Origin of the sequence: Caballeronia sp. ATUFL_M2_KS44 (assembly GCF_023630965.1) — a bacterium.
GTDB classification, from domain to species: domain Bacteria; phylum Pseudomonadota; class Gammaproteobacteria; order Burkholderiales; family Burkholderiaceae; genus Caballeronia; species Caballeronia concitans.
On sequence record NZ_JALQEA010000039.1, the window covers coordinates 712,380 to 733,313 of the forward strand.

The following is a 20,934-nucleotide window of genomic DNA, read 5'->3' on the forward strand; positions in this document are numbered from 1 at the left end:
GCGTCGCAACACGATTAGTGTGCCTAACGACGCACCGTTCCCGAACGCCTTTTGGAAGTTTCCTTACGGCTTTGAAACGCCTCGCGGCTGGGCGCGAGTATTTCCCATCAATAAGACAGATGCCACCTGCCCGGGCCGAACATGACCAAATGTTTCGAATTTTCGTCCGATCAGGCGAGAAGGCCAGCGCGGGGGATTGGCGCTGGCATCCTTCACTACGACGCGGCTATTCAGGCGCCGCCGCCGAACAGCCGCTCGGCGCGTGCGCGCAGTTCGTCGGGCGCAACATCCTCTTTGTGCGTCGCGATCCACCACACATGGCCGAACGGATCGCGCAGCTTGCCGCCGCGGTCGCCATAGAACTGGTCCTCGACCGCCCGAAGGATCACCGCGCCCTCATCGACCGCGCGTTGCACGACGGCATCGACGTCTTCGACATAGAGATGCAGCATCACCGGCGTGCCGCCGACCGCGAGCGGCCCCTTCACATCCATTTCGGGAAACTCGTCGCTGAGATAGAACGGATGGCCGCCGATCAGCAATTCCGCATGCCCGACGCGCCCGCCCGGCTCCTGCATGCTGAACACTTCCGTGGCGCCGAAAGCCTTCTTGTAAAAGTCGATGGCCGCGACGCCGCCCGCCACCGCGATGTAAGGAATCACGCCCTGACGGCCTTCGGGGATGGGATCGACCTGTGCATTCATGAGTGCCTCCTGGTTCGGCTAGGTTGAGCGCGCGCGGACGATGCACCGCGACGCAATCGCCATGGTGCCGCTTTCGCCGCGAGGTGGCAAAGCGGCGATTTCGCTTCATACTGCCGAATGCAGCATCCGCTTACATCCCTTCATCGAGCGTACACATCGGAGCAGACATGCATGATTTGAAAGGAAAGTCGGTTCTCATCACGGGCGCGAGCACGGGCATCGGCGCAGCGGCGGCCCGCGCGTTCGGGCAATACGGCGCGAATGTCGCCGTCCACTACAACAGCTCGAAGGACAAGGCCGAAGAAGTCGCGAAGGACGTGCGCGCGCTGGGCGTATCGGCGATCACGGTCGGCGCGGACGTGCGCGATTCGAAAGCGATCGATGCCGCCGTCGCGCAGACCGTCGAAGCGTTCGGCAAGATCGACGTGCTCATCAACAATGCGGGCAGCCTCGTGAAGCGCGAGCCGATCGCGTCCGTCACCGACGAACTCTTCGACGAGATCATGCACATCAACGCGCGCTCGGTCGTCGCGTTCACGCGGGCGGCGCTGCCGGCGCTGCGCGAAGGCGGCGGCGGCTCGATCATCAACGTGACGTCGGTCGCGGCGCGCAACGGCGGCGGCCCGGGCGCGCTCCTGTACGCCGCGTCGAAGGGCTTCGTCAGCACCATCACGAAGGGCATGGCGAAGGAACTGGTGGCCGACCGCATCCGCGTGAACGCCGTCGCGCCGGGCGTGATCGAAACGCCGTTCCACGAGCGCTTCACGACGCCCGAGCAACTCGACGCGTTCCGCAAGGCCATTCCGATGGGCTTCATCGGCGAGCCGGACGATTGCAGCGGCGCGTTCCTCTATCTCGCGTCGGAGGCGATGTCGCGCTACGTGACGGGGCAGATCATCGACGTCAACGGCGGCCAACTGATGCCGTGATCGTGGTATAAGCCGTAACTTCATGTCGAGGAAGGAGAACGCAGGAGATGCCGTTGAAACAGGAACATCGCTTTCGATCCCTCGCGCTGACGGCTGTCGCCGCCGCCGCGTTCAGCGTGGCCGGCTTCGTCGAAAGCACGCCCGCTTATGCGAAGACGTCGGACACGCAGCAGCAGGCGCTGACCGCTTCCGCGGTCGCCGTCGCCGACAAATACGCCGCCGACACCGCCGAGGAGATCTTCAGGCAAGGCGGCAATGCCGTCGATGCCGCCGTCGCCATTGCATTCACGCTGGCGGTCACGTACCCGGAAGCGGGCAACATCGGCGGCGGCGGGTTCATGACGCTTTACGTGGACCATCGGCCGTACTTCCTCGACTATCGCGAACGCGCGCCGATGTCCGCCACGCGCAACATGTATCTCGACGACAAGGGCGAAGTCATCAAGGGCATGAGCCTGTACGGGCATCGCGCGGTGGGCGTGCCGGGCACCGTCGAAGGCATGTGGGAAGCGCAGAAGCGCTTCGGCAAGCTGAAGTGGAAACAGGTGCTCGCGCCCGCCATCAAGTATGCGGAGAACGGCTTCGTCGTCGACGATCAACTGATCGAACGGCGCGACCGCGCCGCGAAGGACTTCGCCGGCAAGACGAATTTCGATCTGTACTTCGGCAGCATGAAGGCCGGCCAGACGTTCAAGCAGCCCGATCTCGCCGATACGCTCCAGCGCATCTCCGACAAGGGCGCGAAGGGCTTCTATCAGGGCAAGACAGCCGAGTTGATCGCCACGTCGATGACGGGCCACGGTCTCATCACCGCGCGCGATCTTAAGGAGTACAAGGCCGTGTGGCGGCAGCCGGTGGTCGCGAGCTGGAACGGCTATCGCGTGATTACCGCGCCGCCGCCGAGCTCGGGCGGCATCGGCCTCGTGCAGATGCTCAAGATGAAGGCCGACCTGAAGGACAAGTTCGACGGCGTGCCGCTGGATTCGGCGCAGTACATCCATCTCGTCGCGGAAATCGAGAAGCGCGTGTTCGCCGATCGCGCGCAATATCTCGGCGATCCGGACTTCTACAAGGTGCCGGTCGCGCAACTGGTCAACGACGACTACATCCTGAAGCGCGCGCAAGAGGTGAATCCCGAAACGCCTTCGGACACGAAGAGCGTGCAGCCGGGTCTCGGCACGTCGATGCCCGAGAAGGCCGAGACGACGCACTTTTCGGTTGTCGACAAGTGGGGCAACGCGGTGTCGAACACGTACACGATCAACGGCTACTTCGGCTCGGGCGTGATCGCGGAAGGCACGGGCGTCGTGCTGAACGACGAGATGGACGACTTCTCCGCGAAGCCGGGCGTCGCGAACATGTTCGGCGTGGTCGGCAGCGATGCCAACGCCATCGCGCCGCGCAAGCGTCCGCTTTCGTCGATGACCCCGACCATCCTCACGAAGGACGACAAGGTCGCGATGGTCATCGGCACGCCGGGCGGATCGCGCATCTTCACGTCGATCTTCCAGGTGCTCTCGAACGTGTACGACTTCCAGATGCCGCTGGCGGAAGCGGTGGGCGCCACGCGCTTCCATCATCAGTTGCTGCCGCCGAACACGATCTTCCAGGAGCCGTTCCATCAACTCGACCCGGATGTCGTGAAGCAGCTCGAAGACAAGGGCTACAAATTCTCGATGCAGGGCTTCAATGGAGATATCCAGGCCATCCGCATCGACGACACCACTCCCCAGCCGATGTCCGACCCACGCGGACGCGGCGTATCGCGCGTGATTCAATAAACGCTTCGAACCGGACTAGGCGTTTGCCCTAGTCCGGTCTTCTCTCCCTCGCTGCAACGCCCTTCCCGCTTGACCGCTCAGAAATATAAGAATGTTCGCATGAGCGGAATGTTTTTCACGGGATTGGACCTCGTATCCCATTCACCTAGTCTTTGCCTGACCGAGTGCAGCCTTCTATGCGATGCACGCGGCGACATCGAAAAAATCATACGAGACGACCCTGACGACGGAGCCGCCGTGCGCGCGCGAGCATCCGTTTCAGCGTGCTGATAAAGGAGCAGCTCATCATGTTGGAATCCCCCGCCCGGCAGCTTGGCGACATCCCTTCCGCTGATCACACGGACGACGTGCAGTCGGCACGCGGCGGCTTCATCGACCGCTATTTCGGCATTTCCAAAGCCGGCAGCACGCAGAAACGCGAAGTGATCGCGGGCGTGACGACGTTCCTCGCGATGGTCTATTCCGTGTTCGTCGTGCCCGGCATGCTCGGCAAGGCGGGCTTCGATACGAGCGCGGTGTTCGTCGCCGTGTGCCTGACGACGGCGTTCGGCTCGCTCCTGATGGGCGTGTGGGCGCGGCTGCCCATCGCGATCGGCTGCGCGATCTCGCTGACCGCGTTCACCGCGTTCGGCCTCGTGCTGGGCAAAGGGCTGTCGCCCGCGGTCGCGCTGGGCGCTGTGTTCCTGATGGGCATCGTGTTCACGGCGATCTCGGTGACCGGCGTGCGCTCGTGGATCCTGCGCAATCTGCCGACGGGCGTCGCGCACGGAACGGGCATCGGCATCGGCTTGTTCCTGCTGCTGATCGCATCGAACGATGTCGGGCTGATCGTGAAGAATCCCGCGCCCGGCATGCCCGTTTCGCTCGGGCACATCACGGCGTTTCCGGTGCTGATGTCGGTGCTCGGCCTTGCCGCGATCTTCGGCCTGGAGCGCCGGCGCGTGCCGGGCGGAATCCTGCTCGTGGTGGTCGGCTTGTCGGCGATCGGCCTGATCTTCGATCCGTCCGTGCGCTTTCACGGCATCTTCGCGCTGCCTTCGCTGTCGGCGCCGGGCCATGCGTCGCTGATCGGCGCGATGGATATCAAGGGCGCGCTCTCGATGGCCGTGCTGCCGAGCGTGCTCGCGCTGGTCATGACCGCCGTGTTCGACGCCACCGGCACCATCCGCGCGGTCGCGGGCCAGGCGGGCCAGATCGACGCGAACGGGCGCATCGTGAACGGCGGCCGCGCGCTGACCGCGGATTCGCTCAGCTCGATCTTCTCGGCGTGCTTCGGCGGTGCGCCGGCGGCGGCGTATATCGAATCGTCGGTGGGCGTGGCGGCGGGCGCGAAGACGGGACTGGCTGCGAGCGTCGTCGGCGCGCTCTTTCTGGCGGTGATGTTCCTCTCGCCGCTCGCGGGCCTCGTGCCCTCCTACGCGACGGCGCCCGCGCTGATGTACGTCGGCCTGCTGATGCTCGGCAACGTCTCGAAGCTGCATATGGACGATACCGTCGACACGATGTCCGGTCTCGTATGCGCGGTGTTCATCGTGCTGACGGCGAATATCGTGACGGGGATCATGCTGGGATTCTGCACGCTCGTGATCGGGCGCGTGGTGGCGGGCGAGTTTCGCAAGCTGAATGTCGGGACGGTGGCGATCGCGGTGGTGCTGGCGGTGTTTTATCTCGGCGGATGGGCGATTTGACGACGAATCGTCCTTAAGTCCCGAAAACGACAAAGCCCCCGAAAGCATGAGCTTCCGGGGGCTTTGTCCAATACTGCTTCGATACTGCCGACTGCTTTTGACCGGGCGTGAGGCGACTTACTTGCGGCGATACGATTCGACGAGGATTTCGCAGTTCTGCAGATGCAACTGCAGCGCACGATTCCACTCGCGACGCACCGCAGCCTTGGCTGCGCGCACCCAGGAACCAAACGAAACGAACACTGATTGTTGAGCGGTGGTCTTCATGAGCGTCTCTCAGGGTAACTAGCTAGGTGATAACCCTAACTATACGCCGATCATGCTGCATTGCAACCTAATTTCACAAAAGAACGCAGCGTTTGCTGAAAAGCGACGGTCAGTTTTGCCGTTTCATCGCTTTTGCGAAGCGCTCACGGCACCAGCAAGTCACCGTGACGCGCCGCGCCCTCGCCTGCGATCCGCGCGACGAGCATTCCCGCCGTCGCGAAGCGCGTCCAGTGTCGCGCGTACAGCACGCCGTCCGTCTGCGCGATGAGCGGCACGAGCCGGTCGGCGAGCGGATCGAGGATTTCGGCGACCGTATCGCCCGCACGGACGCGATCGCCCATCTCGCGCGAATGCAGAATCACGCCCGATACGGGCGAATACACGTAATCGCATCCGGCGAGCGGCGTCGCGGGATGGCGCAGCGCAGGCGGCTCGGGCGCATCGCCCGCGATCAGGCCTGCGTGCGTCAGGTAATCGACGATCGCCTGAGCATCGCGCGCGGCCGTTTCCTGCGATACATCGCGCACGCCGCGCAACTCCAGCGTGACGGGCGCGACGCCCATCGGAATCGGGAAGCGTGCGCCGAACGCGCCGCGCAAATAGCGCCACGCCGAGCCGCACGCTTCGTCGAACGGCTCGCCGCCCGATACATCCGCGAGCAACTGCGCCTCGCTGCCGAGATACCGCGCGAGCGGCGCGATGCCCGGCCACGCGTCGGGCGTCGTGTAGAGATGCGGGACGGCTTCCCAGTCGCAATGCAGATCGATCACGAGATCCGCGTCGCACGCGATCCGCGTCAGCGCGATCCGCTGCGATTCCAGTTCCGTCGCGCCTGTTTGCGCCGCGAAATGCGCGCGCAGCGCCGCGCGAATGAGACGCGCGTTGTGCGCGGCGTCGCCGGTCAGATGGCCGTCGAGTTGCGTCGCGAGCGCGGGGCCGGGATCGGGAAAGCGCCGGTTGTAGTCGTGCCCCGATCGCATGTCGAAGCGTCCCATGTGCGCGCCGAACCAGTGCTGGTTGAGCCCCGCCGGATTCGCGAGCGGCACGAGCACGATGCGCGCGCGCAGCCGGCCCGCCGCCTCCAGTTCCGCGAACCGCCGCTTGAGCATCCACGCGACGACCGCGCCCGGCAATTCGTCCGCGTGCAGCGATGCCTGGATATACAGCTTCGGCGCGGTGTCGTCGTCGGGGCCGAAGCGATAGCTCGTGATCGTCCGCTGCGTGCCGAGCGACACGCCGGCGAGCGGATGGCTGTGAACGTGCATCGACGGAAATCCTTCGGAAAAATCGCGTGAAAAAAGAAAGGCACCGCAAGCGATGCCTTTTCATGACTGCGCCCGGAAGCGCCGTGCGGCGATTACTGAATGGAGACGTCGGTTTCGAAGTACTTCGCCATGATGCGCTTGAACGTGCCGTTCTTCTTCAGTTCGGCGAACGCGTCGTTCAGGCCCTTCTGCAGATCGGCGTCGCCCTTGCGCAAGCCGATGGCCGTGCCCGGACCGATGATCGCCTTGTCTTCGACGATCGGCCCCACGAGCGCGAACGGCTTGCCCTGCGGCTTCTTCAGAAAGCCGATGGCGGCTTGCGCGGCGTCGGTGAACATCGCGTCGATACGGCCCGCGACGAGATCCGACTCGACCTGCTCCTGATCGCCGTAAGCGACGATCTGCACGCCTTGCGGCTCCCACTTCGCCTTGGCGTAGCGTTCCTGCACCGTGCCCTGCTCCACGCCGACGCGCTTGCCCTTCAGCGCCTGCGGCGTCGGGAGAATGCCCGAGCCCGCGCGCGCGACGAGTTGCGCGTGCGTGTCGTAAAGCGGGTTCGTGAAGTCGATCTGTTTCAGACGCTCTTCGGTGATGCCCATGTCGGACAGCACGGCGTCGAACTTGCGGGCCTTGAGGCCGGGAATCATGCCGTCGAAATTGTTTTCGACCCACACGCATTTGACCTTCATCTGCGCGCAAAGCGCATTGCCGAGGTCGATGTCGAAACCGACGAGCTTGCCGTCGGCCTGCTTCGATTCGAACGGCGGATACGACGGATCGACGGCGAAGCGGATCTGCGTGATTTCCTTTGCGTGCGCGGCGAACGACGTGGCGGCGAGTGCGGCGAGCATCGCGCGCAGGGCGAACGATGCGGTCTTGCTGGCGAACTTCTTGTGCGACATTCCAATCCTTCGAGACTTGCGATAAATGCTGGCGCGCGATGCCGTCATGAAGCCCCAAGCACGGCGCGCGATGACTCCCTTGCGGGAAAACCCTGAATGGTAACAAAACGGCACAGCGGTCACGGCACGACCGAGAGAAACAGGAACGCCGCGAAGATGACGAGATGCACGACGCCCTGCAGCACGGTCGATCGCCCCGTGCCGAGCGTGATGACGGACACGAGCAGCGTGAGCGCGAGCATCGTGATTTCCTTCGGCGCGAGGCCGAGCGAGATCGGCTGACCCATCGCGATCGACACGACGGCGACCGTCGGTATCGTCAGGCCGATGCTCGCCAGCGCCGAGCCGAGCGCGAGGTTGAGGCTCGTCTGAAGCCGGTCGAGCCGCGCCGCCCGCAGCGCCGCGAGCCCTTCGGGCAGCAGCACGAGCGCGGCGATCACCACGCCGACCACCGCCTCGGGCGCGCCCGCCGCCGCGACGCCCGCCTCGACCGCCGGCGAAAGCAGCTTCGCGAGCCCGACCACCGCCACGAGCGACACCATCAGCAGCGCGAGTGCGAACCACGCTTCGCCGTTGGTCGGCGGCGGCGCGTGCGGGGCGTCGTCTTCTGCGGCGGTCTGCTTCGCGGCGGTCGGCAGGAAGTAGTCGCGATGACGTATCGTCTGCACGAACACGAACACCACATACAGCACGAGCGATATGACGCCCACGAAAATCAGTTGCGACGTGGACAACGCCGGGCCCTCGACCGTGCTCGTGAAGTTCGGCAGCACGAGCGTCATGACGGACAGCGCGCAGAGGATGGCGAGCGCCGCGCTCGCGCCTTGCAGCTGAAAATCCTGCACGTGATGCCGCAAGCCGCCGACGAGCAGACACAAGCCGACGATTCCGCTGCTGCAGATCATGATCGCGGCGAACACGGTGTCGCGCGGCAGGCCGGCTTTTTCCGGGCCGCCGGAGAGCATCACGGAGACGATCAGCGCGACTTCGATCACCGTGACCGCGACCGCCAGCACCAGCGTGCCGAACGGCTCTCCGACGCGATGCGCGACCACTTCCGCGTGATGCACGGCCGCGAACACCGCGAGCGCCAGCGCGACCGCCGAAAGGCCGGTCAGCCATGCGCTGTGGATGAACGCGGCGGCGGCGAGCACGACGATCGCTGCAATCGGGGTAAGGACGGTCCAGTTCAGCTTCGATTTCATCGGCAATCCGGGTGGGTCGGTGGAGGGGCGTGCGCTCGTGGCGATGCGGCGAAGTGGTCCGACCGCCCCGCGCAGCAAGCGTGCGATGAAAGCGCCGCGGCAAAGGGCCGCATGCCATCGGCATGATAGCGCCCGTGGCAAGCGGTGGACGTGCATTGTGGCTTGCGTGCTGACGGTCCGATCCGGCACGTGTCAATTGACGATTGGTTTGGAGGTGACAGGCGCAAAAAAACCGGCCTGCGGCATCGAAGCGCGCAGGCCGGTCTTCCGAACGCTACGAACGTCAGGATTCGAGTTGCGCGTTCAGCGTGATCTTCGCGTTGCCCGCGAACAGCTTCGAAACCGGGCAGCCTTCCTTGGCGGCCTGTGCGGCCTTGTCGAAGGCGGCTTTGTCGGCGCCGGGAATCTTCGCCTTCAGGTCGAGTTGACACGAGGTGATCGAGAAGCCTTCGCCGTCCTTTTCGAGCGTGACCGTCGATTTCGTTTCGAGGCTTTCGGCCTTCATGCCCGCCTGTTCGAGTTGCAGCGAGAGCGCCATCGTGAAGCAGCCCGCGTGCGCCGCGCCGATCAATTCTTCGGGATTGGTACCCGGACCGTCTTCGAAACGCGACTTGAATCCGTACGGCGCTTCGTTGAGCACGCCGGTTTGCGTCGAAATGAACCCCTTGCCATCCTTGATGCCGCCGCTCCATTTTGCCGATGCAGTCTTTTGCACGAGAGTTCTCCAAAAAATGGGATTGCGATGACCGGCACAGCCGGCCTGAGTACTGCCTTTCGCAGCGCCGACGAACCGCACGCACCGTGCCCGGTGCCGCTGACGTGACGACGTGACGACGTCATCGCGTTCATCGTAGCGGAACGGGATTGGTGGTGCATCAGCGTGCGCCGGTGGTCACCGTCGAGATCGATGGTGGTTTTGAGCGGCTGCGCGCGTGGGAGAAAGCGCGGCTCTTTGCGCACCCCAAGGTTTCCGGGCATTTCGGAAGATTCGCCTTTTGCTCGTGATGCTGCGTTGAGCATCATGATGCGTTCACGCCGCGCTACCTGCATCGGCGGCTGATCAGGCAGGCGTGTGCTCGCCTCTCACCTGGGCTTCTTCGACAAACTGCCAGAGACGGACTTGCAAAACGCCATACGTATAGGAACTCGCTCGCTCACGCTTTACAGGCGACGCGATGCAGTGTTCGCGAGCGCGAAGGACCGAGAAAGAGCATCGCAGGCGGCACGCGCTTTCCTGGCTGATTCGTTCGAATGGGAGCACGATCAATCGTTTATCGAACGAGTGTGCGCGCTGCTCGAACTCGACGAAGACGACGCACAGATCGCTCGATGGAAGGTACGGCGCGCGATCGAATCGGGCGAGTTGCTGACAATTCCCGATGCGCCGAGCAGCGGCCTGCGCGGCAGTCGCGGCAGTCGCGGCAGTCGCGGCGGCGATGCGCCAAGGCCGCAGTCGTTCACATTCACGTCATCGCAATTGTTTGCTCGCGGAGCGGGTGTCGCGGCGGCCGTCCGTACGTGCGCTCCTCCAACGCTCCCGAGACTGCCCGCCGATGATTTTTTCGCGATCATGGCAGCAGAACCGGGCGACGTGCTGCCGGACGGAAGAATCGCCACAGCGTTGAGCGATGCGGCGCCGTTCGATTATGTGCCGGACGAGTTGAGTGACGATGTCCTGGACATTGCCGCCAGTACCCGCAACCCCGATTACGCCGCGAAGATGCTCGGATATGATCGAGACACCTTCAGCAAAATGCTTCACTTGTTCAAGCCCAGGAACGGCTTGGGACCCGCGGACAACGTCATTTTTCATGACGACGGCAGCGTTGAGTTTGATGGGAAAATTCTCGATGAAGGCATCCACGACTATGCGCCCTGAGACAACGCACGAAAGCAGCGCGCGCAGGCTCGCATTCGCGACACTCATCGTCTCCGGTGACGCTGTAGTCCCAGAATTCTGGACCGGCTATTTCAACGTCACACCGAGCGGTGTTCGAACCAAGGGGGAGTTGTACCGCTATCCGTCTGGGAAACTGAGCAATCGACCGGCGCGAAGCGGATTCTGGGCATTCACGAGCGAACACGCACTTCGCAGCGATCACCTTGCGCCGCACCTGCGGTTCATCAAGAGCCGCCTCGCGCTGCCACGGGCGGACCTGCGAGAAATGATCCAGCAGCAAGGCGCCAAACTGGCTTTGTGGTGCTACTGGCTCAACAGGTCAGGCGACCGCGTTCCAGACGTGCCCGACGACATTCGGGAGATGATGGAAGCGCTCGGCGGCACGGTCGAGTTAGACGAGTATCGGTAGCAAACGCCGCCGGGATCGTTATGGCGCGCGTCGGCCGACATGGCTGCACGGTATCGCGAGTGGACTGAGGTGAAGGCGAAAGTCGGCTAAAATTTTGGACGATGTTTTGAACGAATTTTGAACGGCATCCGCCAAAGCCTTATATGACAAGCCCTCTTCTGTACGTCGACGTCTGGTCGGACTTCGTCTGTCCCTTCTGCTACCTGGAAACGCCGGTGCTCGACCAGTTGCGCAACGCGTACGGGGACGCCGTCGAAATTCGCTGGCACGCGTTCGAACTGCGCCCCGAGCCGGCGCCGCTACTCGATCCGAACAGCGAGCGCATCGTCGATGCATGGGAAAATTCCGTGCGCCCGCTCGCCGACGAGCGCGGTCTGCTCATGCGTATGCCGCCGGTCGCGCCGCGCAGCCGCAAGGCATTCGAAACGGCACTGTTCGCGCGCGAGTCGGGCCGGTACGACGTCGTGCATCGCGCCATTTTCAAGGCGTATTTCGAGGAAGGCATCGATATCGGCGATACGGACGCCCTCCTCGACATTGCCGCGGCCTGCGGCATCGATCCCGAACTGCTGGAAGAATCGCTCGACGACGGCACGTACACCGACCTTGTCATCGAGGACGAAGAGTTCGCGAAGAAGCTCGGCGTGAGCGGCGTGCCGTTCGCCGTGCTCTCGCGCGAACCCGCGCCGGGCCAGGAACCGCCGCCGCCCATCGCGCTGCGCGGCGCCGCGCCGATTCAACACTACGAAGCCGCCATCGAACGCCTCTTTCCGGACGGCTTTCCCGGAAGCTGACCTCGACGAGCGCAGCGCCTTCTAGCTGTGCTCCGCCATGAACGACTTCAGCGCGATCCGCTGCGACGGTTCGAGCGCCTCGAATTCGAGTCCGTAGGCAGCGCCCGGCGCACCCGATTCGGTCGGGCCGACGTGACGCACGATCGCGATGGTATCGATCTGCACATCGACGCCATCCGTGCTGAAGCGAAACGACAGCTTCAGCCGATCGCCGGCGGCGGCCGTCGCGGCGGGCACCGTCAACGACATGCCGTACGGGCTGATGTCCGCCACGCGGCCGAGTTGCGGCACGGCGTCCGTCGCGCTTTCCACCGTGAATCGCGCTCCGAGCCGCGTCGGCATGCGCGCGAACTTGCGTGCGCGCAGCCGGCGAATCGCGCCCGGCGCCGATAACACCACGTAATTGAACGGCTCGCGGCTCGTCGCATCGACGGTGCAGGCGAAGCGAAACACGCCGCGTCCCGTCAGCGCGATCAGGTCGACCTGCTCGCCGCGCGTCAATTCGAGCGGCGCGAAGCCGGTCATCAGGGGCTGCGTGATGAAAAGCGAGCGCTCGCCGTTGCGCCGCGGATTCGAGAAGCCGATGACCCGGCTCGCGTACATCGCGGAGCCTGACACGCCGCTGCCCCGCAATCCCACGCGCCCGCCGATGGCAAGACCCATGTCTTCGAGCGTCGGCGGGCCTTCGCCGGCGGCGTCGCCAGATGCGGTCCCCGCCGCTTCCTGCGACGGACGATGCGGCTGGAACTGAACGCAGAGGAATGCGCGGGCGGCTTCATCGGGAACGACGGTGCCGCTTTCGAACAGCACCGCGCCTTCCGGCGACAGAATCGGCCATTCGAGCGGCGCGTTCAGAGGGATGTCGGCTGGACTGAGACGGACGAGAGCCGGTCGTTTCTCAAGGACGGGTTCTGCGATCATGGGTTCGGAATGTTAGGAAAATTCTTAATGTTTTCCTGAATCGTCCCGAATGATGGCGGCCTCGTCAAGCGATTTTCGGCAAGCCTTACGCCGCGAGGCCGATATCCGTCAACATCGGTTATTCATACCGCTTTTATGCGCATAAATATCGGCGTCGAGAAATAAGCATTCAAAGATTTTGTGCCGAATAGGTGTCGCATTGCCGTACGTCGCCACTGGTCAAACCCCGGCGCAACCACCGCTGACGCTGCGCGCTCGTTCCGTGAGTGAAGGCTTCGGGCACGACGCGCCCTTGCGTCTGCTGCTGCAGACGGTCATCGCCGATGGCGCCCGCCGCGTTCAACCCCTGCTCGAAATCGCCCGGCTCGATCAGCTTCGCATTCTGCTGCTGCGCGACCGCCGCCCAGACGCCTGCGAAGCAGTCCGCCTGCAACTCGACGCGCACCGACAACGCGTTCGCCTGCTCGCGCGACATCCGCGCGCGCGCCCGCTCCACCTTGTCCGAAATGCCGAGCACGTTCTGCACGTGATGCCCCACTTCGTGCGCGATCACATACGCCTGCGCGAAGTCGCCGCTCGCGCCGAATCGATCGCGCAGTTCGCGATAGAACGACAAATCGATATAAACATTGCGGTCCGCCGGACAATAGAACGGTCCCATCGCCGACTGGCCCATGCCGCAGCCGGTCTGCGTGCCGCCCGTGAACATCACGAGCTTCGGCGCCGGATAGTCCTGGTTGAACTCCGTGCGAAAGATGTGCTGCCACGTGCGCTCGGTGTTGCCGAGCACGCGGCGCACGAACACCGCGCCGGCATCGTGCGCGGGCTCGGCGTTGCTCGGCGCGGCCTGCTGCTGCGGCGCGTTGCCGTGCAAAACCTGCGCGCCGTTGATGATCGTCATCGGATTGATGCCGAAAAAGTACGACGCAGCCAGCGCCACGATGATCGTGCCGATGCCTATCGTTCCCCCGCCGATGCCGATGCCGCCCGAGCCGCGCCGGTCTTCGACGTTCTGACTTTCCGCTTCATCATCGAGGCGCATGTTGGTTCTCCGTTGTGTTCGCGCGTCGCGCGCTTCTCAAAAGCCAATATCGTACCTGCGCGCCGTGGGCTTTCTTGCTGCCCGCAGGTGAAACTTCGTTCGCCGATTTCGTCCGCAACGCATTGCCGAATGTCGATGAAAACGCGTGATGCAGTGCGGTCGATTGTCGCGAAGGGCACGCGGCGCGCCTGACATCGGATCACATGCGGTCATCTCGAAAAACGATAAATATCAAGCCGATAGCGACGATAAGCCTTTGAAACTGCGGCATTTCCGCGCAATGCGACGTAACTGACGCAGCGCAACACCCGGCGAAATTCGGCGCTAAGCTCCGGCCCGTCATCTGACGCATTTCGTCGAAGTACAGGACCGGCCCGGCCTTCCAACACGGGCGCGTGAATTTCAAAGCACAAGTCATCATGCACTCGACTCCCGAAGCAATCGATCTGGCGCGGATCCAGTTCGCGTTCACCGTATCGTTCCACATCATCTTTCCTGCCCTGAGCATCGGGCTCGCGAGCTTCATCGCCGTGCTCGAAGGCGCGTGGCTCAAAACCGGCAAGCCTGTCTACAAGGAGCTGTGCCTCTTCTGGTCGAAAATCTTCGCCGTGGCTTTCGGCATGGGCGTGGTCTCGGGCGTCGTCATGGCGTACGAATTCGGCACCAACTGGGGCGGCTTCTCCAGCTTCGCCGGCCCGGTCACCGGCCCGCTGCTGACCTACGAAGTGATGACCGCGTTCTTCCTCGAAGCGGGCTTCCTCGGCATCATGCTGTTCGGCTGGAACAAGGTCGGCCCGAGGGCGCATTTCGGCGCGACGCTGATGGTCGCCATCGGCACGCTCATCTCGACGTTCTGGATTCTCGCCTCGAATAGCTGGATGCAGACGCCGCAAGGATTCCGCATCGAAGGCGATCACGTCGTGCCGGTCGACTGGTTCGCGATCATCTTCAATCCGTCGTTTCCGTACCGGCTCGCGCACATGGCGATCGCGGCGTTCATCGTGGCGGCGCTGGTGGTGGCCGCGACGGGCGCGTGGCATCTGCTGAAAGGACGGCGCGATCCCGCGATCAAGAAGACCTTCTCGATGGCGCTCTGGCTGCTGCTCGCGCTGACGCCGATTCAGGCGGTCGTCGGCGATGCGCACGGCATCAACACGCGCGAGCATCAACCGGCGAAGATCGCGGCGATCGAAGGTCTGTGGGACACCGAGAAAGGCGGCACCGCGCTGAACCTGTTCGGCATCCCCGACATGGAAGCGGAAACGACGAAATACGCGGTGAAGATTCCGCATCTCGGCAGCCTCATCCTCACGCATAGCTGGGACGGCGAAATTCGCGGCCTGAAGTCCTTCCCGAAGGACGAGCGCCCCAACTCGACGATCGTCTTCTGGAGCTTCCGCGTGATGGCCGGTCTCGGCGTGCTGATGATCGCGATGTCGGTGGCGTCGTGGCTGCTGCATCGCAAGCGCAAGCTGTTCGAGGCGCGCTGGTTTCATCGCTTCGTGTTGTTGATGGGCCCGAGCGGTTTCGTCACGCTGCTCGCGGGCTGGGTCACGACCGAAGCGGGCCGTCAGCCGTGGGTCGTCTACGGCGTGATGCGCACCGCCGATGCCGTTTCGCCCGTCACCGCGCAGCAGGTCGGCGTCTCGCTGATGGCGTTCGTGATCGTCTACACGATCGTGTTCGGCACCGGCATCTACTACCTGCTCAAGCTGCTGCGCCAGGGCCCCGCGCTGCCGGGACAGACGCCGCACGAACCGTCATCCGAAGGCACCGCGCGCCGGCCGCTTTCCCTGCCCAACCAGTCCATCGAAGGAGCATGAGAACATGGACCTGACACTCGCGTGGGCCGCGATCATCGCGCTCGGCCTCTTCATGTACGTGGTGCTCGACGGCTTCGACCTCGGCATCGGCATTCTCTTTCCGTTCTTCCCGGAGCAGCACGACCGCGACGTGATGATGAACACCGTCGCGCCCGTCTGGGACGGCAACGAAACGTGGCTTGTGCTCGGCGGCGCGGGCCTCTTCGCCGCGTTCCCGATGGTCTATTCCACCGTGCTTTCCGCGCTTTATCTGCCGCTCGTGCTGATGCTCGTGTGCCTGATTTTTCGCGGCGTGTCGTTCGAGATTCGCGCGAAGGCCGCGCGCACGAAGCATATGTGGGATCTCGCGTTCATCGGCGGATCGGCGGGCGCGACGTTCTTTCAGGGCGTGGCGCTGGGCGCGTTTCTCGAAGGCATTCCTGTCGCAGATGGACGCTTTTCCGGCGATGCCTTCGGCTGGTTCACGCCGTTCGCGATCTTCACGGGCGGCGCGCTCGTCGTCACGTATGCGCTGCTCGGCGCGTGCTGGCTGATCGCGAAGACGGAAGGCGAATTGCAGCGGCGGATGTATCGCGTCGTGTGGCCGCTCACGCTTCTGCAACTCGCGACGATCGCCGTCGTCAGCGTGTGGACGCCGTTGCTCGATGCGGGCATCGCGTCGCGCTGGTTCGATTCGCCGCTGTTTTATCGGATGCTGCCCGCGCCGGTGCTCGTCGCGGCGTGCGCCTGGGCGATGCGCCGGTCGATCGAATCGCGGCATGAGAAGCGGCCGTTCGCCGTGGCGCTCGGCTTCGTGCTGCTCGGCTATGCGGGGCTCGTGGCGAGCATTTCGCCGCACGAAATTTTTCCTGGCGTTTCGATCTGGGATGCGGCGTCGCCGCGGTCCAGCCAGCTATTCACCATCGTCGGTGCGGCGGTCATTCTGCCGGTCATCGTCGCTTATACGACTTTGGGGTATTGGGTCTTTAGAGGGAAGGTGCGTCATGGCGAACATCACTATCACTGAGCGATGCGGTTCTTTCTGGCCGATGCGCTTTCGTAAAGTGTTCTGGTTCGTCGCGTTGTGGGTCGCCGGGGTCGGCGGGGCCATGCTGCTCGCGCTGCCGTTCAAGTTGCTGATCAAATGGGGCGCTTCGGCGGGGTTTTGAGGCTGCGTTCTTTTTCGCGGTAACGGGCGGCTTTTTCAGTAGGGCTCACTTTCTTTCCTGAATATGCACTCCAGCAAGCCTACGAACGCACCCGACACTTCGAAGCGCGTGTGAAGTTGATGCAAGAATGGGCCACGCACCTTGAGCCGGAAGCCGAAAGCTTGCCGCTCGCGGGCTGAAGAAACGGCGATACCGGCCCGATGTGATCGGATTTGAGTTCGCGACTACTTATCGTCGTCCTTTCTCGCTCTCATCGCGCGTGCGCGGGTCTAGGCGGCGAACTGAATAAACCCAATCGCACCACGCCTCATCGTCGATGAAGTCCTTTGTCTTCGCACGTTGTCGCTCAAGATACTGCGCTTGCTCATCAAGACTTATGCTCAACCAAAAGGGCAACCAAATGAATTGATGCCAGTACTCCGGTGCGCCTTGGTTGTATGACATAAATGGCCCTTCGGCATAGTGAAGAACCCACGGCGGCGAAGGCGAGAATTTCGGCGGCGCAAGCCGCTCGATCAAATTTACATCGTTCGATAGGACGAAAACGTTACGGCCCGCAAGTTCATCGCCGTAGGAAACGAACGAATGAAGCGCGCCACGTTGATAGTGAAGCCGATCCGCTTCGACTTCGGTGCAACCGGCACGGATCGCATTGATATAACGCGGAAACTCATCCATTTCGATGCTCTGCCAGTGCACGAACGCCTTTACACCGTGTTCCTCCTGATACGAAACATAGGGATATGCGCGCGTCCCGTCGAATGAAGTCGGTATATCCACTGTGAATGTCTCACGCAGTCGCGCGAGTGGCACCCGAAATTGCGTTTCAAGCGGTTTGCCATCGCGCAGTGACGCGCGAAGCTCGCGCTCGGCCCGTTCCCGCGCGAGCGTTTGGTTTGACTTGCGGCTAAAGAAATCTCGGAATGACATCATGACCTTCTACATGCCGGCCTTTTCCATAACCCACGATTCAGCGAAGAAGCCGATGGCCCCGCCAATGATGCCGCCAATCGCGCCTGTGATAAGGGTACCCGGCCCTGTCTCGATGCCGACGATGCTACCCGTTGCGGCACCGATGCGCGCGCCCAGAACCGCGCCAGCCCATCTACCGGCCATACTTCCCTCCCATCCGGCGATATTCGTGAGTACCGCCTTTTCGAGCGGCCGAATGCTTCTGATCCGGCTTGATTCTTCCGTGGCGATGGCGAGATCGTAGCCGGTCAGCACGATGCACCAGACTTGCACCACGCGCGCCCACTTCTCAAAACCCATCGCGATAGCCAAACCCTGCCTCGTGAAGATGCCTTCAGGCGGTACGACCGGGTTCGGCTTCACCAGAAATTCGTTGTCGGTGCCAAGCGCTTTTTTCTTGAGATATTCTCCTTCGCGCTTTACTTTGGAAGACTTATCTTTAAGGTACGCATCGATATCTTGACCAATCTCTTCCGGCGTGACGATCCTCGCGCCCGCACGCTTAGCGGCGGCGATGTCAATGTAGATGCTCTTGCCTTCAAAGCGCAGCGAGCCTTCGGGAAAGTTGCCGCTCGTGGACACATATGAAGTAACCTTGTCCGTTCCAAGAACATGCGAGCTAATGCTGGCAAGCGATTCCGGATTGCGCGCCCACAACCCATAGCGTTCGGGCGCAACATCGCGAATCATTTCGAGCGGGCCAAGGTTCATGCCTTGAAGAAAAGGCGCATTGACGGCGGTGTATGTCTTGCGAACAAGGAAACCTTGCGGGCCGACTTCATCGACTGTGACAAAGAAGAATGCTCTCGCGGGCATCAGCGGTCCGAGAGCCGTTACTTCAGATCCGGTGCGCGTATTCGTATCGGCTCGATGAACATAGATTGTCATTGTTCCCACCGGTCCAAAGCCTTCATGCCCAACGCAATTTCAAGCGATTCCGCTTGCTCGGTGTACACGCGCGGGCAATAGCCCGAAGCATCCGTTATTCCCTTGTAGACGATGCCGCGCGAAGTGCGTATGTGATACGGCACGCAAGCGAGCGGCCGATTGCGCTCATCCATGATCTGCACACGTTCATCGAAATCCCTCTTCGGCGTTGTCTCAATGGGCGTGCCGTTAGGCTGGAAGCCCATTCTCTGAAGCTCGCCACTTTCGAATTCTTCAAACGCCGTGCTTTGAGATGCCAGCATGAGCGGGGTCGGCGTGCACTTGCATAGGCATAAGTCACCGTCCAGCGCCACCTGTTTCCCCATGATCGTGACCGGCCTTCGTGGGCCTTGACCGACAAGCCTCCCTTGCGACTTACAAGCATGACAGAAGACCAGCGCACCAAGAGACGTAAGCGGCGTGCCGTGATGCATCGTGGTCGATTCGCCTTCGAGAACAAGTCCGCCGGCCGTCGATTTATCGCCTACTTTCAAAAAATAACGTCGCATCTTTTCAACCTAACCGAAATAGCCTGTCAGCACTGCGAAGGACTTCACCCTATCGTTTTCGGCGTCTTGGTGCGGTCAAAATTGATCGTTGCCTGAAGGCAGTGAATCGAGAAAGGGACCATGCAAAGCGCATCGGGCTACTCGGTGCGTTCTGGCGCACGCGGCTCGACGCCTCCTTCGGCGGCTTCACAAGATCGAGACATGGCGCGGTGTTTAACCCGGGCTTGACCGTCGATTGATCGAGCGTGCAATTGAACGCATCCGCCAAGAGTTGAAGCGCTTGCTCGGTCGGTGCGTAATAGCCGATTCATAGAAGCCAGCGGCGCCGGGCGTCTTGCCGATCAACTTCGCAACATCTCGGACAGACAACCCGCGAAAGGTGCGCCATGCGCGAAGGAATGCGCGGCCGTCGCGATGAACGCGGCCGCTTCTTCAGGTATGAGAGCTTTGAACTCGCGAGAAAAGAAAGCGCGGTTCGCCTTCGATGCTCGAGGAGATGGCGGTGCCACAGGTGATATGGCAGCGGTGGCGGGTGGCGTAACGGGCAGATGCCACTTCGCAGATAATCGGTGGCACTCAGCTTGACACAGCCCTGAAGCACCTTCCACGCCCACTGAGCGCCACGTCAGCCGAGCCCCCCGGCTCGGTTAACACCGATCGTACGTTGTGCAAAGCGCTTTTCTTTCGGCTCTCAGAATAGCCACGCCGCAACCGCGCCGCCGACGATCCCGAAGATCACCACCGCCGCCGCCACGAAGGCCAACACCTTCCCCGGGAATGATTTCCCCAGCATCGCCAGCGACGGCACACTCACCGGCGGCAACGTCATCAACAACGCGCCCGCAGGACCCGCCGCCATGCCCAGCGACAGCATCGCCTGGATGATCGGCACCTCGCCCGCCGTCGGAATCACGAACAACATGCCCGCCACTGCGAACGCCACGATCCACAACACACCATTGCCGATGTCCGGCCCAATGTGCGGAAACAGCCACGCGCGCGCCGCGCCCAGCAGCAGCACCAGCACGATGTACTCCGGTACCAGCCGCAACGTCATGCGGCCAAGTATCTTCAGCCAGCGCGTGAATGCCGTGCCGGGATCGTCTTCGTCGATCAACTTTGACAACGCCTCGCGCGATGCCGCTGCCTGCGCCGGCGTCACCATGCGATTCACCGCATAACCAAGGCCGAACACCATCAGCACGCCAAGCACCAGACGCAAGCCCGTCCACTGCCAGCCCAGCACGAAGCCCATGAACACCAGCGCCGCCGGATTCAGCACCGTGTTGCCCAGCCAGAACGCAATGGCCGCACCCGGCGCCGCATGCCGCGCCCGCAAGCCCGCGACGACCGGCGCCGCGCAGCACGTGCACATCATCCCCGGCAAGGACATCAGGCCGCCGTTCACCACGCTCCCGAAGTCATGCTCGCCGAGCGCGCGCGCCACCCAGCGCGGCGGAATCAACGCCTGCACCGCCGATCCGAGCAAAAGGCCCAGCACCATCGCCTGCCAGATGGCCTTGCCGTAAGCCATCGCGTAGTCGAGCGCAGCGCGCCACGACGGCTCCGGCGCGCTCGCGGCCGTGCCCATCAGGATCGACTTGCCGATCGAATGCTGGCTCGCCGCGACGAACGCGCGGTTGTAGTACGGAAACCATTTGACATAGAAAAGGCCCACGACCGCGATCAGCAGGAACACCATCCAGCCGAGCGCGACGCGAGGTTGTCGGAACGTGGTCATCATTTTT

General features: G+C 62.9%; 22 protein-coding genes. 10 read left to right on the forward strand and 12 right to left on the reverse strand.

Features of this window, described 5'->3' with window-relative positions; all coding sequences use genetic code 11:
• Positions 1 to 230: 230 nt before the first annotated feature.
• Entirely contained in the window at positions 231 to 704 is a 474-nt protein-coding gene (locus NCR39_RS18700) for a VOC family protein (protein WP_250453542.1), read from the reverse strand.
• 167 nt (positions 705 to 871) lie between these two features.
• On the opposite strand from NCR39_RS18700, the gene NCR39_RS18705 reads away from it, so the two are divergent.
• The 3 genes from NCR39_RS18705 to NCR39_RS18715 all read left to right on the forward strand — a co-directional run bounded on the left by NCR39_RS18705 (position 872) and on the right by NCR39_RS18715 (position 5,102).
• Positions 872 to 1,633, forward strand: coding sequence for an SDR family NAD(P)-dependent oxidoreductase (locus NCR39_RS18705; RefSeq protein WP_250453543.1), 762 nt, complete (start codon positions 872 to 874; stop codon positions 1,631 to 1,633).
• A gap of 47 nt (positions 1,634 to 1,680) precedes the next feature.
• On the forward strand, positions 1,681 to 3,414 hold the full coding sequence (gene ggt / locus NCR39_RS18710; protein WP_250453544.1) for a gamma-glutamyltransferase: 1,734 nt from the start codon (positions 1,681 to 1,683) through the stop codon (positions 3,412 to 3,414).
• A gap of 287 nt (positions 3,415 to 3,701) precedes the next feature.
• Positions 3,702 to 5,102: an NCS2 family permease gene (locus NCR39_RS18715; protein WP_250453545.1), complete on the forward strand. Its 1,401-nt coding sequence runs from the start codon at positions 3,702 to 3,704 to the stop codon at positions 5,100 to 5,102.
• Positions 5,103 to 5,219: 117 nt separating this feature from the next.
• On the opposite strand, the gene NCR39_RS18720 is transcribed toward NCR39_RS18715, so the two are convergent.
• The 5 genes from NCR39_RS18720 to NCR39_RS18740 all read right to left on the reverse strand — a co-directional run bounded on the left by NCR39_RS18720 (position 5,220) and on the right by NCR39_RS18740 (position 9,456).
• Positions 5,220 to 5,369: a hypothetical protein gene (locus NCR39_RS18720; protein WP_250453546.1), complete on the reverse strand. Its 150-nt coding sequence runs from the start codon at positions 5,367 to 5,369 to the stop codon at positions 5,220 to 5,222.
• 143 nt (positions 5,370 to 5,512) lie between these two features.
• Positions 5,513 to 6,634 carry a succinylglutamate desuccinylase/aspartoacylase family protein gene (locus NCR39_RS18725; protein ID WP_250453547.1) on the reverse strand — a complete coding sequence of 374 codons (1,122 nt, stop codon included), beginning with the start codon at positions 6,632 to 6,634 and terminating at the stop codon, positions 5,513 to 5,515.
• A 92-nt stretch (positions 6,635 to 6,726) separates the two neighbouring features.
• The gene (locus NCR39_RS18730) at positions 6,727 to 7,536 is read right to left on the reverse strand and encodes an ABC transporter substrate-binding protein (RefSeq protein ID WP_250453548.1); all 810 of its coding nucleotides are present in this window, start codon (positions 7,534 to 7,536) and stop codon (positions 6,727 to 6,729) included.
• A 119-nt stretch (positions 7,537 to 7,655) separates the two neighbouring features.
• Positions 7,656 to 8,741 carry a calcium:cation antiporter gene (locus NCR39_RS18735; protein WP_250453549.1) on the reverse strand — a complete coding sequence of 362 codons (1,086 nt, stop codon included), beginning with the start codon at positions 8,739 to 8,741 and terminating at the stop codon, positions 7,656 to 7,658.
• 283 nt (positions 8,742 to 9,024) lie between these two features.
• On the reverse strand, positions 9,025 to 9,456 hold the full coding sequence (locus NCR39_RS18740; protein WP_040050978.1) for an OsmC family protein: 432 nt from the start codon (positions 9,454 to 9,456) through the stop codon (positions 9,025 to 9,027).
• 149 nt (positions 9,457 to 9,605) lie between these two features.
• Here NCR39_RS18740 and NCR39_RS18745 point away from each other — a divergent pair, with 149 nt between their 5' ends.
• The 4 genes from NCR39_RS18745 to NCR39_RS18760 all read left to right on the forward strand — a co-directional run bounded on the left by NCR39_RS18745 (position 9,606) and on the right by NCR39_RS18760 (position 11,844).
• Positions 9,606 to 9,746, forward strand: a complete 141-nt coding sequence (locus NCR39_RS18745) for a hypothetical protein (protein ID WP_250453550.1) — start codon at positions 9,606 to 9,608, stop codon at positions 9,744 to 9,746.
• Positions 9,747 to 9,813: 67 nt separating this feature from the next.
• Positions 9,814 to 10,620 (forward strand): hypothetical protein, encoded by an 807-nt coding sequence (locus NCR39_RS18750; RefSeq protein WP_250453551.1) that lies wholly within the window; start codon positions 9,814 to 9,816, stop codon positions 10,618 to 10,620.
• The gene (locus NCR39_RS18755; protein WP_250453552.1) at positions 10,592 to 11,050 is read left to right on the forward strand and encodes a DUF4279 domain-containing protein; all 459 of its coding nucleotides are present in this window, start codon (positions 10,592 to 10,594) and stop codon (positions 11,048 to 11,050) included. The genes NCR39_RS18750 and NCR39_RS18755 overlap by 29 nt, the downstream gene beginning before the upstream one ends.
• A 143-nt stretch (positions 11,051 to 11,193) precedes the next feature.
• The gene (locus tag NCR39_RS18760) at positions 11,194 to 11,844 is read left to right on the forward strand and encodes a DsbA family oxidoreductase (RefSeq protein WP_250453553.1); all 651 of its coding nucleotides are present in this window, start codon (positions 11,194 to 11,196) and stop codon (positions 11,842 to 11,844) included.
• A gap of 21 nt (positions 11,845 to 11,865) precedes the next feature.
• On the opposite strand, the gene NCR39_RS18765 is transcribed toward NCR39_RS18760, so the two are convergent.
• Positions 11,866 to 12,765, reverse strand: coding sequence for a flagellar brake protein (locus NCR39_RS18765; RefSeq protein ID WP_250453554.1), 900 nt, complete (start codon positions 12,763 to 12,765; stop codon positions 11,866 to 11,868).
• Between the two features lie 169 nt (positions 12,766 to 12,934).
• Complete coding sequence (ypfJ, locus tag NCR39_RS18770) at positions 12,935 to 13,807, reverse strand: KPN_02809 family neutral zinc metallopeptidase (RefSeq protein WP_250453555.1); 873 nt, start codon at positions 13,805 to 13,807, stop codon at positions 12,935 to 12,937.
• Between the two features lie 419 nt (positions 13,808 to 14,226).
• On the opposite strand from ypfJ, the gene NCR39_RS18775 reads away from it, so the two are divergent.
• Genes NCR39_RS18775 through NCR39_RS18785 form a run of 3 tightly spaced genes read left to right on the forward strand, consistent with a single transcriptional unit; the run spans position 14,227 to position 16,778 of the window.
• On the forward strand, positions 14,227 to 15,630 hold the full coding sequence (locus NCR39_RS18775) for a cytochrome ubiquinol oxidase subunit I (protein WP_250453556.1): 1,404 nt from the start codon (positions 14,227 to 14,229) through the stop codon (positions 15,628 to 15,630).
• A 4-nt stretch (positions 15,631 to 15,634) separates the two neighbouring features.
• The gene (gene cydB, locus NCR39_RS18780; protein WP_250453557.1) at positions 15,635 to 16,636 is read left to right on the forward strand and encodes a cytochrome d ubiquinol oxidase subunit II; all 1,002 of its coding nucleotides are present in this window, start codon (positions 15,635 to 15,637) and stop codon (positions 16,634 to 16,636) included.
• Complete coding sequence (locus NCR39_RS18785) at positions 16,614 to 16,778, forward strand: hypothetical protein (RefSeq protein WP_250453558.1); 165 nt, start codon at positions 16,614 to 16,616, stop codon at positions 16,776 to 16,778. The genes cydB and NCR39_RS18785 overlap by 23 nt, the downstream gene beginning before the upstream one ends.
• 228 nt (positions 16,779 to 17,006) lie before the next feature.
• Here NCR39_RS18785 and NCR39_RS18790 read toward each other — a convergent pair whose 3' ends face one another.
• The 4 genes from NCR39_RS18790 to NCR39_RS18805 all read right to left on the reverse strand — a co-directional run bounded on the left by NCR39_RS18790 (position 17,007) and on the right by NCR39_RS18805 (position 20,930).
• Positions 17,007 to 17,711, reverse strand: a complete 705-nt coding sequence (locus NCR39_RS18790) for a hypothetical protein (protein WP_250453559.1) — start codon at positions 17,709 to 17,711, stop codon at positions 17,007 to 17,009.
• Positions 17,712 to 17,717: 6 nt separating this feature from the next.
• Positions 17,718 to 18,638, reverse strand: a complete 921-nt coding sequence (locus NCR39_RS18795; RefSeq protein WP_250453560.1) for a glycine zipper family protein — start codon at positions 18,636 to 18,638, stop codon at positions 17,718 to 17,720.
• A complete protein-coding gene (locus tag NCR39_RS18800; protein ID WP_250453561.1) occupies positions 18,635 to 19,186 on the reverse strand; it encodes a PAAR domain-containing protein in 552 nt (183 codons plus the stop codon). The genes NCR39_RS18795 and NCR39_RS18800 overlap by 4 nt, the downstream gene beginning before the upstream one ends.
• 691 nt (positions 19,187 to 19,877) lie before the next feature.
• Complete coding sequence (locus tag NCR39_RS18805; RefSeq protein ID WP_250453562.1) at positions 19,878 to 20,930, reverse strand: permease; 1,053 nt, start codon at positions 20,928 to 20,930, stop codon at positions 19,878 to 19,880.
• Between the last annotated feature and the right edge of the window lie 4 nt (positions 20,931 to 20,934).

Coding starts and splice junctions, on each gene's coding strand:
- NCR39_RS18805 (WP_250453562.1), bottom strand. CDS start 20,930: ATGATGACCACGTTCCGACAACCTCGCGTCGCGCTCGGCTGGATGGTG.
- NCR39_RS18795 (WP_250453560.1), bottom strand. CDS start 18,638: ATGACAATCTATGTTCATCGAGCCGATACGAATACGCGCACCGGATCT.
- NCR39_RS18785 (WP_250453558.1), top strand. CDS start 16,614: ATGGCGAACATCACTATCACTGAGCGATGCGGTTCTTTCTGGCCGATG.
- cydB (WP_250453557.1), top strand. CDS start 15,635: ATGGACCTGACACTCGCGTGGGCCGCGATCATCGCGCTCGGCCTCTTC.
- NCR39_RS18705 (WP_250453543.1), top strand. CDS start 872: ATGCATGATTTGAAAGGAAAGTCGGTTCTCATCACGGGCGCGAGCACG.
- NCR39_RS18790 (WP_250453559.1), bottom strand. CDS start 17,711: ATGATGTCATTCCGAGATTTCTTTAGCCGCAAGTCAAACCAAACGCTC.
- NCR39_RS18735 (WP_250453549.1), bottom strand. CDS start 8,741: ATGAAATCGAAGCTGAACTGGACCGTCCTTACCCCGATTGCAGCGATC.
- NCR39_RS18715 (WP_250453545.1), top strand. CDS start 3,702: ATGTTGGAATCCCCCGCCCGGCAGCTTGGCGACATCCCTTCCGCTGAT.
- NCR39_RS18700 (WP_250453542.1), bottom strand. CDS start 704: ATGAATGCACAGGTCGATCCCATCCCCGAAGGCCGTCAGGGCGTGATT.
- NCR39_RS18725 (WP_250453547.1), bottom strand. CDS start 6,634: ATGCACGTTCACAGCCATCCGCTCGCCGGCGTGTCGCTCGGCACGCAG.
- ypfJ (WP_250453555.1), bottom strand. CDS start 13,807: ATGCGCCTCGATGATGAAGCGGAAAGTCAGAACGTCGAAGACCGGCGC.
- NCR39_RS18775 (WP_250453556.1), top strand. CDS start 14,227: ATGCACTCGACTCCCGAAGCAATCGATCTGGCGCGGATCCAGTTCGCG.
- NCR39_RS18755 (WP_250453552.1), top strand. CDS start 10,592: ATGAAGGCATCCACGACTATGCGCCCTGAGACAACGCACGAAAGCAGC.
- ggt (WP_250453544.1), top strand. CDS start 1,681: ATGCCGTTGAAACAGGAACATCGCTTTCGATCCCTCGCGCTGACGGCT.
- NCR39_RS18730 (WP_250453548.1), bottom strand. CDS start 7,536: ATGTCGCACAAGAAGTTCGCCAGCAAGACCGCATCGTTCGCCCTGCGC.
- NCR39_RS18720 (WP_250453546.1), bottom strand. CDS start 5,369: ATGAAGACCACCGCTCAACAATCAGTGTTCGTTTCGTTTGGTTCCTGG.
- NCR39_RS18765 (WP_250453554.1), bottom strand. CDS start 12,765: ATGATCGCAGAACCCGTCCTTGAGAAACGACCGGCTCTCGTCCGTCTC.
- NCR39_RS18760 (WP_250453553.1), top strand. CDS start 11,194: ATGACAAGCCCTCTTCTGTACGTCGACGTCTGGTCGGACTTCGTCTGT.
- NCR39_RS18800 (WP_250453561.1), bottom strand. CDS start 19,186: ATGCGACGTTATTTTTTGAAAGTAGGCGATAAATCGACGGCCGGCGGA.